Origin of the sequence: Stutzerimonas stutzeri KOS6, assembly GCF_000307775.2 — a bacterium.
Taxonomy (GTDB): Bacteria; Pseudomonadota; Gammaproteobacteria; order Pseudomonadales; family Pseudomonadaceae; genus Stutzerimonas; species Stutzerimonas stutzeri_B.
Window position 1 is genome coordinate 442956 of the sequence record NZ_KK020676.1, and the last position, 12011, is coordinate 454966.

General features: G+C 65.5%; 10 protein-coding genes. 8 read left to right on the forward strand and 2 right to left on the reverse strand.

The annotated features are described in order from the left end of the window. Positions 1 to 61: 61 nt before the first annotated feature. The 5 genes from miaB (at position 62) to lnt (ending at position 5466) form a co-directional block, all read left to right on the forward strand. Complete coding sequence (miaB, locus tag B597_RS30525) at positions 62 to 1375, forward strand: tRNA (N6-isopentenyl adenosine(37)-C2)-methylthiotransferase MiaB (protein WP_003297122.1); 1314 nt, start codon at positions 62 to 64, stop codon at positions 1373 to 1375. A gap of 132 nt (positions 1376 to 1507) precedes the next feature. Next, complete coding sequence (locus B597_RS30530) at positions 1508 to 2515, forward strand: PhoH family protein (RefSeq protein ID WP_003297123.1); 1008 nt, start codon at positions 1508 to 1510, stop codon at positions 2513 to 2515. Then, positions 2508 to 2990 carry an rRNA maturation RNase YbeY gene (gene ybeY, locus B597_RS30535; RefSeq protein ID WP_003297125.1) on the forward strand — a complete coding sequence of 161 codons (483 nt, stop codon included), beginning with the start codon at positions 2508 to 2510 and terminating at the stop codon, positions 2988 to 2990. The genes B597_RS30530 and ybeY overlap by 8 nt, the downstream gene beginning before the upstream one ends. A gap of 10 nt (positions 2991 to 3000) precedes the next feature. Beyond that, complete coding sequence (locus B597_RS30540; RefSeq protein WP_003297126.1) at positions 3001 to 3843, forward strand: HlyC/CorC family transporter; 843 nt, start codon at positions 3001 to 3003, stop codon at positions 3841 to 3843. A 114-nt stretch (positions 3844 to 3957) separates the two neighbouring features. Next, the gene (gene lnt / locus B597_RS30545; RefSeq protein ID WP_024161806.1) at positions 3958 to 5466 is read left to right on the forward strand and encodes an apolipoprotein N-acyltransferase; all 1509 of its coding nucleotides are present in this window, start codon (positions 3958 to 3960) and stop codon (positions 5464 to 5466) included. Between the two features lie 583 nt (positions 5467 to 6049). Here lnt and B597_RS30550 read toward each other — a convergent pair. Continuing rightward, complete coding sequence (locus tag B597_RS30550; protein WP_024161807.1) at positions 6050 to 6823, reverse strand: YdcF family protein; 774 nt, start codon at positions 6821 to 6823, stop codon at positions 6050 to 6052. Between the two features lie 66 nt (positions 6824 to 6889). Beyond that, positions 6890 to 7342, reverse strand: a complete 453-nt coding sequence (locus tag B597_RS30555; protein WP_024161808.1) for a hypothetical protein — start codon at positions 7340 to 7342, stop codon at positions 6890 to 6892. A 267-nt stretch (positions 7343 to 7609) separates the two neighbouring features. Between B597_RS30555 and leuS the strand changes: the two genes are divergently transcribed. Genes leuS through holA form a run of 3 tightly spaced genes read left to right on the forward strand, consistent with a single transcriptional unit; the run spans position 7610 to position 11933 of the window. Next, on the forward strand, positions 7610 to 10216 hold the full coding sequence (leuS, locus tag B597_RS30560) for a leucine--tRNA ligase (RefSeq protein ID WP_003293906.1): 2607 nt from the start codon (positions 7610 to 7612) through the stop codon (positions 10214 to 10216). A 45-nt stretch (positions 10217 to 10261) separates the two neighbouring features. Then, positions 10262 to 10867 (forward strand): LPS-assembly lipoprotein LptE, encoded by a 606-nt coding sequence (gene lptE, locus B597_RS30565; protein WP_003293905.1) that lies wholly within the window; start codon positions 10262 to 10264, stop codon positions 10865 to 10867. 37 nt (positions 10868 to 10904) lie between these two features. Next, a complete protein-coding gene (holA, locus tag B597_RS30570; protein WP_003293904.1) occupies positions 10905 to 11933 on the forward strand; it encodes a DNA polymerase III subunit delta in 1029 nt (342 codons plus the stop codon). Positions 11934 to 12011: the final 78 nt, after the last annotated feature.

The following is a 12011-nucleotide window of genomic DNA, read 5'->3' on the forward strand; positions in this document are numbered from 1 at the left end:
CCCCTGCCCGGCCGTGGGCATATAATCGCCGGTCATTTTTTGCACAACGCCGGCCCGTAACATGACCCGCAAGCTTTTCATCGAAACCCATGGCTGCCAGATGAACGAGTACGACAGCTCGCGCATGGTGGACCTGCTGGGCGAACACCAGGCCATGGAAATCACCGAGAACCCGGCAGAAGCCGACGTGATCCTTCTCAACACCTGCTCGATCCGCGAAAAGGCCCAGGAAAAGGTCTTCTCGCAGCTGGGTCGCTGGCGTGAACTGAAACAGGACAACCCGCAGCTGGTAATCGGCGTCGGCGGCTGCGTGGCCAGCCAGGAAGGCGCGGCCATTCGCGACCGCGCCCCATACGTCGACGTGGTCTTCGGTCCGCAGACGCTGCATCGCCTGCCAGAGATGATCGACGCCGCGCGCACCACCAGGAAACCGCAGGTGGATATCTCCTTCCCCGAGATCGAGAAGTTCGACCGCCTGCCCGAACCGCGTGTCGACGGCCCCAGCGCCTTCGTCTCGGTCATGGAAGGTTGCAGCAAGTACTGCACCTTCTGCGTGGTGCCCTACACCCGTGGCGAGGAAGTCAGCCGGCCGCTGGCCGACGTACTGGCAGAAATCGTCCACCTGGCCGAGAACGGCGTGAAGGAAGTCACCCTGCTGGGGCAGAACGTCAACGGCTATCGCCACGACGGGCATGACTTCGCCGACCTGCTGCACGCGGTCGCAGCCGTCGAGGGCATCGGCCGCATCCGCTACACCACCAGCCACCCGCTGGAGTTCTCCGACGCCATCATCCAGGCCCATGCCGACATCCCGCAGCTGGTGAAATACCTGCATCTGCCGGTGCAGGCCGGTTCCGACCGGATTCTCGCGGCGATGAAGCGCAACCACACCGCGCTGGAGTACAAGTCGCGCATCCGCCGGCTCAAGGCAGCGGTACCGGACATCCTGATCAGCTCGGACTTCATCGTCGGCTTCCCCGGCGAGACCGACAAGGACTTCGAGCAGACCATGAAGCTGATCGAGGACGTCGGCTTCGACTTCTCCTACTCCTTCGTCTACAGCTCGCGCCCCGGCACCCCGGCCGCGGACCTGGTCGACGATACCCCGGATGAAGTGAAGAAGCAGCGCCTGGCGATCCTCCAGCAGCGCATCAACCAGCAGGGTTTCGAAAACAGCCGACGGATGGTCGGCACCACCCAGCGCATCCTCGTCAGCGACTACTCGAAGAAGGACCCGGGCATGCTGCAGGGCCGTACCGAGCACAATCGCATCGTCAATTTCCGCTGCGACAACCCCCGGCTCATCGGCCAGTTCGTCGAGGTACACATCGACGACGCGCTGCCGCATTCGCTGCGTGGCAGCTTGCTATCTTGAGAACCGCGACTGCGGCCCCCATGTGATTGCATCGGGGCCGCTACCGACTGTGCGACGACGCTTTGCGCATCGCGCCCACGGCGCTATTCTTCCGCTCACCAATTCGCCGATTACGGCCACATATAAAAGCCCTTGAACGCACCCATAGAACCGCATCGCTTCACCCTCGAACCCTTTGAAGCCCGTCGCTTCGCCAATCTCTGCGGCCAATTCGACGAGCATCTGCGCCTGATCGAACAGCGCCTGGAACTGGAAATCCGCAACCGCGGCAACCAGTTCGAGCTGATCGGTCCGAGCAACGTGGCCAAGTCCGCCGAAAACCTGCTGCGCCGCCTGTACCGGGAAACCAAGACCGCCGAACTGTCCCCGGACATGGTGCATCTGTACCTGCAGGAATCCGGGATGGAGGAGCTGGCCAACCCGAACGCGCACCAGGGCATTGCCCTGCGCACCAAGAAGGGCATGATCCGCCCGCGCGGCGCCAACCAGCAGCGCTACGTCAAGGCCATCATGGACAACGACATCAACTTCGGCGTCGGCCCGGCCGGTACCGGCAAGACCTACCTCGCCGTAGCCTGCGCCGTGGATGCGCTGGAACGCGAGCAGGTGCGACGCATCCTGCTGGTGCGCCCGGCGGTGGAGGCTGGCGAGAAGCTCGGCTTCCTGCCCGGTGACCTGGCGCAGAAGATCGACCCCTACCTGCGGCCCCTCTACGACGCGCTCTACGAGATGCTCGGCTTCGAGCACGTGGCACGGCTGATCGAGAAGCAGGTGATCGAGATCGCGCCGCTGGCCTACATGCGCGGGCGTACGCTGAACAACAGCTTCATCATCCTCGACGAAAGCCAGAACACCACCCAGGAACAGATGAAGATGTTCCTCACGCGGATCGGCTTCGGCTCTACCGCGGTGATCACCGGCGACATCACCCAGGTCGACCTGCCGCGCGGCACCAAGAGCGGCCTGGCCCACGTGATCGAGGTGCTCAAGGACGTCAACGGCATCAGCTTCACCCACTTCAAGCCAAAGGACGTCGTTCGTCATCCGCTGGTGCAGCGCATCGTCGAGGCCTACGAGTCCTTCGAGGACCGCCAGTCGCCGGCCAGCAAGCGTGCCGCACAGGACGCCAGCGATGATTGAGCTCGACCTGCAGTGCGCCAGCGCTGGCGCAGCGCCAGCGCATGCCGAGCTGCAGCGCTGGTGCGAACTGGCGCTGCGCCAGCGCAGCGGCGACTCCGAGCTGACCATCCGTCTGGTGGACGAGGACGAAGGCCGCGAGCTGAACCGCACCTGGCGGCACAAGGACTACGCCACCAACGTGCTGTCGTTCCCGGCCGACGTGCCCGATGAATTGCTGGATATTCCACTGCTCGGCGACCTGGTGATCTGCGTGCCGGTGGTCGAGCGTGAAGCCACGGAACAGGGCAAGGCCCTCGCGGCGCACTGGGCGCACCTGGTCATCCATGGCTGCCTGCACCTGCTCGGCTACGATCACATCGAGGATGTCGAAGCCGAGGAAATGGAAGCACTGGAACGTCAATTACTGGCCGAACTGGGGTATCCCAACCCCTACGCCGAAGAATCGCCCGCCACGGGCACTTGCAAGGACTCTTGAGTCAACCGACATGAGCGAAGATCGATCGATCAGCGGGCAGAAGACCTGGCTGGAAAAAATCACCCAGGCTTTTGCCCATGAGCCCAAGAATCGCCAGGAGCTGCTGGAAATCCTGCGCGAAGCCCACCAGAACAAGCTGCTCGACAGCGAGGCCCTGGCCATCGTCGAAGGTGCCATCCAGGTCGCCGACCTGCAGGTCCGCGACATCATGGTGCCGCGCTCGCAAGTGATCAGCATCAAGGCCGAGCAGTCGCCACGCGAGTTCCTGCCGGCGATCATCGCCGCCGCACACTCGCGCTATCCGGTGGTCGGCGAAAGCCTCGACGAAGTGATCGGCGTGCTGCTGGCCAAGGACCTGCTGCCGCTGATCCTCAAGGACGAGCATCACAACTTCGACATCAAGGACCTGCTGCGCCCGGCTACCTTCGTCCCTGAATCCAAGCGCCTCAACGTCCTGCTGCGCGAGTTCCGCGCCAACCACAACCACATGGCCATCGTCATTGACGAATACGGCGGAGTGGCGGGCCTGGTAACCATCGAGGACGTACTGGAGCAGATCGTCGGCGACATCGAGGACGAACATGATGTCGAGGAAGACAGCTACATCCGCCCGCTGCCCAGTGGTGATTTCCTGGTCAAGGCCCTCACGCCCATCGACAGCTTCAACGAATACTTCGGCAGCGCCTTCCCCGACGACGAGTTCGACACCGTCGCCGGCCTGGTGATGAACACCTTCGGCCACCTGCCCAAGCGCAACGAAGTGACCGAAATCGAGGGCTTCCGGGTCCGCGTACTCAACGCCGACAGTCGTCGCGTGCACATGCTGCGGCTGAGTCGCACCGAAAACGCGTAACGTCGAACGCGCCAGCCCCGCGCGGCCAAAGGCGCGGGGCTCGCCCGGTCGCCGGCTTGCCCGCCCCGGCCATTGACCGTAGCCTCCCTCCGCCCCCTCGCGCAAGGTAACCCCATGCACTGGATCACCCGCCCCGGCTGGCCGGGCAATCTGCTGGCATCGGCCGCAGGCATACTGACCACCCTCTCGCTGGCGCCCTTCGATATCTGGCCACTGACGCTGCTGTCGGTGGCGCTGCTGTACCTCGGGCTGCACGAAACCGGGCCCAGGCAGGCGGCGCAGCGCGGCTGGTGCTACGGCTTCGGCCTGTTCGCCTCGGGTGTCAGCTGGGTCTACGTGAGCATCCACGACTTCGGCGCGGCCTCGCCGGCACTGGCCGGCCTGCTGACACTGGGCTTCGTCGCCGGGCTGGCGCTGTTCTTCGCCCTGCTCGGCTGGCTCTGGGTGCGCCTGTTGCGCAACCGCCACACACCGCTGGGCGATGCCCTGGCCTTCGCCGCGCTCTGGCTCGCGCTCGATGCACTGCGCGGCTGGCTCCTCACCGGCTTTCCCTGGCTCTACAACGGCTACAGCCAGCTCGACGGCCCGCTGGCCGGACTGGCGCCGCTCGGTGGCGTCTGGTTGCTGAGCTTTGTCATCGCCCTCAGCGCCACACTGCTCGTCGCACTGCCGCGCCTGCTGACAGACAAGCCGCGCCTGGCGGCGGCCGTCGTGCTGTTGATCGCACCGTGGCTGGCGGGCCTGGCGCTCAAGGAACATGCCTGGACCACCGGCAAGGGCGAACCGCTGAGTGTCGCCGCGGTGCAGGGCAACGTCGCGCAGAGCATGAAGTGGGACCCGAAGAAGCTAGAGATGCAGCTCTTGCTGTATCGCGACATGACCTTTCGCAGCCATCCGGCGGACCTGATCGTCTGGCCGGAAACCGCGGTACCGATCCTCAAGGAGCATGCCGAGGGCTACCTGACGATGATGGCCGGCTTCGCCAACCAGCGCGAATCGGCACTGATCACCGGCGTGCCGGTACGCCAGCCCAATGCGGCTGGCGAGCTGCGCTATTACAACGGGCTGACCAGCACCGGTGACGGTGCCGGCACCTACCTCAAGCAGAAGCTGGTGCCGTTCGGCGAGTACGTACCCTTGCAGGATCTTCTGCGCGGCCTGATCGCCTTCTTCGACCTGCCGATGTCCGACTTTGCCCGCGGCGACGCCGACCAGCCGCTGCTGCAGGCGAAGGGGCTGCAGATCGCGCCCTACATCTGCTACGAGGTGGTCTATCCGGAATTCGCCGCCGGCCTCGCCGCGCAGAGCGATCTGCTGCTCACGGTAAGCAACGACGCCTGGTTCGGCCGCTCCATCGGCCCGCTGCAGCACCTGCAGATGGCGCAGATGCGCGCCCTGGAAGCCGGACGCTGGATGATCCGCGCGACCAACAACGGCATCACCGTGCTGATCGACCCGTACGGGCGCATCATCGAGCAGATCCCGCAATTCGAGCAGGCCGTGCTGTACGGCGAAGTCGTCCCGATGCAGGGCCTGACGCCCTACCTGCGCTGGCGCTCGTGGCCGCTGATCGCGCTATGCACACTGCTGCTCGGCTGGGCGCTGGTCAGGCGCAAGGCATAGTCCGTCGCTTTTCCCAGGATGGACTTCAACCTGCACACGCCATTTCCGGTGGGCTGAAGCCCACCCTACGACGGACATGGCGCTGGGTTGAGGCACGCATGCAGCAGCCCAACATCACACCGGCCTGGCGGCCCCGGCATCCACCACACCGAAGCCACGGCCCGCAGCCTCGCTCGCGGGGCTTCGCGGAGTTCAAACCAACCTACTCGCTGGCCGGATGCAAAGCATGCGTGCGTTGCTTTTCGTAGGGTGGGCTTCAGCCCACCACCAGCCCGCACACGCCATTTCCGGTGGGCTGAAGCCCACCCTACGACGGACATGGCGCTGGGTTGAGGCACGCATGCCGAAGCCCAACATCGCGCCGGCCTGGCGGGCCCGGCATCCACCACAACGAAGCCACGGCCCGCAGTCTCGCTCGCGGGGCTTCGCGGAGTTCAAACCAACCTACTCGCTGGCCGGATGCAAAGCATGCGTGCGTTGCTTTTTGTAGGGTGGGCTTCAGCCCACCACCAGCCCGCACACGCCATTTCCGGTGGGCTGAAGCCCACCCTACGACGTCATGGCCCAGGCAGATGCGTTTGGCTCAGTCGTTCACGGAGCGGTAAACCAGCGGATACACCGCCATCCCGACGACCTCGTTGAGCAGCATGCCGTTCTGCCAGAACGCCTTGGCCTCCGGCAGCCAGCCGTTCAACGGCCGGCCGTTGGGTACGCCCATGAAGCCCACCGGGGCGGCAATGACCTCGATGCCGTTCTGCTCGAAGCACCAGCGCGAACGCGGCATGTGCGACGCGGAGGTGACCAGCACCACCCGGCGGACTCCCGCGGCGCGCAGCATCTCGGCACTGAATACGGCATTTTCCCAGGTAGTGCGGCTACGCTCTTCGAGCCAGCGGGCGCTGACATCGAGGTCACGCTGCAACACTTGCGCGCCGAGCTGCGCCTCGCTGGGTGGCGCGCCGTAATGCAATCCGCCACTGGCCAGGATCGGCAGACCGGACGCCTTGGCCACCCGCGCGGCATAGCGCAGTCGCTCAAGGGCGATATGGCCGGGCTGGTCCCCGCCCCAGGCCGGATCGTTCTGCTCCCGGCCGGCCCCCAACACCACGATGGCCCCCGCCTGCTCCGCCAGCGCAGGCCACCGCGCCTCGACCAGCGCCGGCTCGCGCTCGACCGCCCGCGCCGTCCACTCGACGACCACCGGCAGACTCATCAGCCAGAGCCCGCCGAAGCCGACAATAAAGCACAAGGCGGCCAGCCGCGGCGCACGGCGACGCAACCACCAGCCGAGCAGCAGCAGGATCAGCAGGCCGCCTGGCGGCAAAAGCAGTTGCTTGAAGAAATAGCGAATCGGCATCCGACCTCCGCGGCAAAGACAAGCACTCTAGCCGCAGGCGGTGCATTTGTCGGCCATCACCGCGGTTCAATGGCGCGGATAGGTATACAGCCGTTGGCGCGCGCGCAACAGTTGCGATCCACAGGCATGACACGCCGCCGGGCCGGCACCTTCCGGCCAGCTCACCTCGGTATTGCACAGGGCGCAGCTCAGCGTCTGCTGCAATGCCATCGGCGCATGCTTGCCGTGCGCAGCATGACGCTGCCGGCTACCACCCCGCACGGCCGGACGCAACGCCTGGCGCGACAGGTGAGCCTGCTCCTCGGCCGCGGCATGCCAGCCTGACAACCATTGCGAGTCACGCTGCAGATAAGCGCAAATCAGCTCGAATTCGGCCGGTGTCAGGCCACGCACCTCGAGCTCGCCGGCCGCGTCCGCACCAGCGGGCGTCACGCGTTCCGCCTCCTGCAGCGCCGACCCCAACCGCTGCAGCACCCGTGCATACAGACTGCTGTCTTCAGATCGTGGCTCTCTGTCCATCAATCTCACCTCGCATTCGTCCCACCCCAGGATTAAGCGTAGCTCAGCCTGGCTCGCTGAAGCCGTGCGCGACGGACGGAGCCCCATGGGCGACGGCAAATCGGGTTTCCCTAGGCCGCGGGGGGTCATGTATGCTACGGCGCTTCCATGCCCTCCGCCCGCAGCCCGCCGGGTCGCGGTTTGCGCCAGGTCCACCGACCACGTCGGGCGTACCTGCAACCGCGTATTCGCGGAGAGCCAGCCCCCCCCATTCCAACGCCAGTAGCCATGCACGAACAGTATCAGCCCCGCGAAATCGAAGCCGCCGCGCAATCCCATTGGGACGCGCAGAAATCCTTTGAAGTGAGTGAACAACCCGGCAAGGACACCTTCTACTGCCTGTCGATGTTCCCCTACCCCAGCGGCAAGCTGCACATGGGCCACGTGCGCAACTACACCATCGGTGACGTGATCGCGCGCTACCAGCGCATGCAGGGCAAGAACGTGCTGCAGCCCATGGGCTGGGACGCCTTCGGCATGCCGGCGGAAAACGCCGCGATGAAGAACCAGGTGGCGCCGGCGAAGTGGACCTACGAAAACATCGCCTACATGAAGGCCCAGCTCAAGAGCCTTGGCCTGGCGGTCGACTGGACGCGTGAAGTCACCACCTGCAAGCCGGACTACTACCGCTGGGAGCAGTGGCTGTTCACCCGCCTGTACGAAAAGGGCGTGATCTACCGCAAGAACGGCACCGTCAACTGGGACCCGGTCGACCAGACCGTGCTGGCCAACGAGCAGGTCATCGACGGCCGTGGCTGGCGCTCGGGCGCGCTGATCGAGAAGCGCGAAATCCCGATGTACTACTTCAAGATCACCGCCTACGCCGATGAGCTGCTGGAGAGCCTGGACGAACTGGATGGCTGGCCGGAACAGGTCAAGACCATGCAGCGCAACTGGATCGGCAAGTCGCGCGGCATGGAGATCAGCTTCCCCTACGACGTGGCCAGCATCGGCAGCGAAGGCGTGATGAAGGTCTTCACCACCCGCCCCGATACGCTGATGGGTGCCACCTACGTCGCCGTTGCCGCCGAGCACCCGCTGGCCACCCTGGCCGCGCAGAACGACCCCGAACTGCAGGCCTTCATCGACGAGTGCAAGCGCGGCGGCGTCGCCGAAGCCGACATCGCCACCCAGGAAAAGAAAGGCCTGGCCACGTCCCTGCGCGTGCAACATCCGCTGAGCGGCGAACTGCTGCCGGTATGGGTCGCCAACTACGTGCTGATGAACTACGGCGAAGGCGCGGTGATGGCCGTGCCGGCGCATGACGAGCGCGACTTCGAATTCGCCAGCAAGTACGGCCTGCCGATCAAGCCGGTGGTGCGCACCAGCGCCGGCGACGAGACGCCCGCACCCTGGCAGGACGCCTACGGTGAACACGGCCAGCTGATCAACTCCGGCATCTACGACGGCCTGGATTTCGAAGGCGCCTTCGACGCCATCGAAGTAGCGCTGCAGAAGAAGGGCCTCGGCCAGGCGCGGACCCAGTTCCGCCTGCGTGACTGGGGCATCAGCCGCCAGCGCTACTGGGGCTGCCCAATCCCGATCATCCACTGCCAGAGCTGCGGCGACGTGCCGGTCCCGGAAGACCAGTTGCCTGTCGTGCTGCCCGAAGACGTGGTACCGGACGGTGCCGGCAGCCCGCTGGCACGCATGCCGGAATTCTATGAGTGCAGCTGCCCGAAGTGCGGCGCGCCAGCCAAGCGCGAAACCGACACCATGGACACCTTCGTCGAGTCGTCCTGGTACTTCGCCCGCTACGCCAGCCCGAACTACGACAAGGGCATGGTCGACCCGGCCGCGGCCAACCACTGGCTGCCGGTGGACCAGTACATCGGCGGCATCGAGCACGCCATCCTGCACCTGCTCTACGCGCGCTTCTTCCACAAGCTGATGCGCGACGAAGGGCTGGTCAGCTCCAACGAGCCGTTCAAGAACCTGCTGACCCAGGGCATGGTCGTCGCCGACACCTACTACCGCACTCTGGAAAACGGCGGCAAGGACTGGTTCAACCCGGCCGACGTCGTCGTCGAGCGTGATGCCAAGGCCAAGGTGATCGGTGCGAAGCTGGCCAGCGATGGCCTGCCGGTGGAAATCGGCGGCACCGAGAAGATGTCCAAGTCGAAGAACAACGGTGTCGACCCGCAGGCGATGATCGATGCCTACGGCGCCGACACCTGCCGCCTGTTCATGATGTTCGCCTCGCCGCCGGACATGAGCCTGGAGTGGTCCGACTCCGGCGTCGAGGGCGCCAGCCGATTCCTGCGTCGCGTCTGGCGTCTGGCCCATGCACATGTCAGCGCCGGCCTGCCGGGCACACTGGACACCGCCAGCCTGAGCGACGAACAGAAGGCCGTACGCCGCGCCATCCATCTGGCCATCAAGCAGGCCAGCGTCGATGTCGGCCAGCATCACAAGTTCAACACTGCCATCGCTCAGGTGATGACCCTGATGAATGTCCTGGAGAAGGCGCCGAGCGCAACCGAACAGGACCGCGCCCTGTTGCAGGAGGGCCTGGAAGCCGTCGCCCTGCTGCTGGCACCGATTACCCCGCACATCTCTCACGAGCTCTGGCAGCAACTCGGCAAGCAGGGCGCGATCATCGACGCGCAATGGCCGAAGGTCGACGAATCCGCCCTGGTGCAGGACAACCTGACCCTGGTGGTACAGGTCAACGGCAAGCTGCGTGGCCAGATAGAGGTGCCGGCCAGCGCCAGTCGCGAAGAGGTCGAGGCTGCCGCACGGGGCAATGAGAACGTGCTGCGCTTTACCGAGGGCCTGACGATCCGCAAGGTCATCGTGGTGCCGGGCAAGCTGGTCAATATCGTCGCAAACTGATTCGGACCCGGCGCCTGCGCGCCGGACCTGCAAGGGGATAACAAGATGAACAAACGGAATCTGGTGGTGCTGGGCCTGACACTGTTGCTGAGCGCCTGTGGTTTCCAGCTGCGCGGTACCGGCGACGCGGAGTTCGGCCTCGAGGAGATCGATCTGCAAGCCCGCAACAGCTACGGCGAGACGGTGCAACAACTCGAGAACCTGCTGCAGAGCAACGGCGTCCGGGTTCACCCGGGTGCCCGCTACAGCCTCAACCTGGTCCGCGAGCAAACCCGCCAGCGCACCGCCAGCTACACCAGCTCGGCACGCAGCGCCGAGTACGAGCTGACCAGTACCCTGGACTACGAATTCCGCGGCCCGCAGAACCTGGTGCTGCTGGAGGGCAATATCGAGGTGCAGAAGGTGTATGTGCACGACAGCAACAACCTGATCGGCTCGTCCCAGGAAGGCGATCAGCTACGTCAGGAGATGCGCCGCGAGCTGCTGCAACAGCTGGCCCTGCGCATCCAGCGCATCACGCCGTCGCAGCTCGACCGCCTGCAGCAGGAGGCCGAAGCCAAGGCACAGGCCGAAGCCGAAGCGCTGGAGGCCGCACGTCGCGCCCGCGATGCGCAACCGCAGCAGTCACCCATTCAGCTGCCCATCCAGTGACCGGCACGGGGGCAGCGATGCCCCCGTCGTTCTGCCCATGAAGCTCTCCCCCGCCCAACTCGGCAAGCACCTCAAAGGCCCGCTGGCGCCCGTCTACGTCGTCAGTGGTGACGAGCACCTGCTGTGCCAAGAGGCCTGTGACGCGATCCGCGCCGCAACGCGTGCGCAGGGCTTCAGCGAGCGTCAGGTTTTCCATGTGGAAACCGGTTTCGACTGGAGTCAGCTGATCGAGGCCGGGGCAAGCCTTTCGCTGTTCGCCGAGAAGCGCCTGCTCGAGCTGCGTATCCCAAACGGCAAGCCGGGCGACAAGGGCGCGGCGGCGTTGCTGGAGTACCTGGCCCGCCCGGCGCAGGACACGCTACTGCTGATCAGTCTGCCCAAGCTCGACGGCAACACGCAGAAAACCAAATGGGCCAAGGCGCTGAGCGAAGGCCAGGACGTGCAATTCCTGCAGATCTGGCCGGTGGACGCGGCACAGCTGCCGCAATGGATTCGCCAGCGCCTTGCCCAGGCCGGACTGTCCGCCGATCAGGAAGCCGTCGAACTGATCGCCGCCAGGGTCGAGGGCAATCTGCTGGCTGCCGCCCAGGAAATCGAGAAGCTCAAGCTGTTGGCCGATGCCGGCCAGGTCAGCGCGGACACCGTGCAGGCGGCCGTCGCCGACAGCGCCCGCTACGATGTCTTCGGCCTGATCGACGCCGCCCTCCACGGCCAGGCCGCCCACGCCCTGCATATGCTCGAAGGCCTGCGCGGCGAAGGGGTCGAGGCGCCAGTGATCCTCTGGGCGCTGGCGCGCGAGCTGCGCCTGCTGGCCAACATCGCCCAGCAGTACGCCCAGGGCGTGCCACTCGAACGCGCCTTCAGCCAGGCCCGCCCGCCAGTCTGGGACAAGCGCCGGCCGCTGGTTTCCAAAGCGTTGCAACGTCACAGCGCAGCCGGCTGGAATCAGTTGCTGATGGATGCCCAGCGCATCGACGAGCAGATCAAGGGGCAGGCCGAGGGCGATCCGTGGATCGGCCTGGCCGATATCTGCCTGCAACTGAGCGGGCGACGCATCGGGACCTAGCCACACCGGCTACATTTGTGGGAGGCCCGCCCTCGGGGCGATCGCAGGCCGCAGGACGGCCAAGGCGCGAAGCTTGCC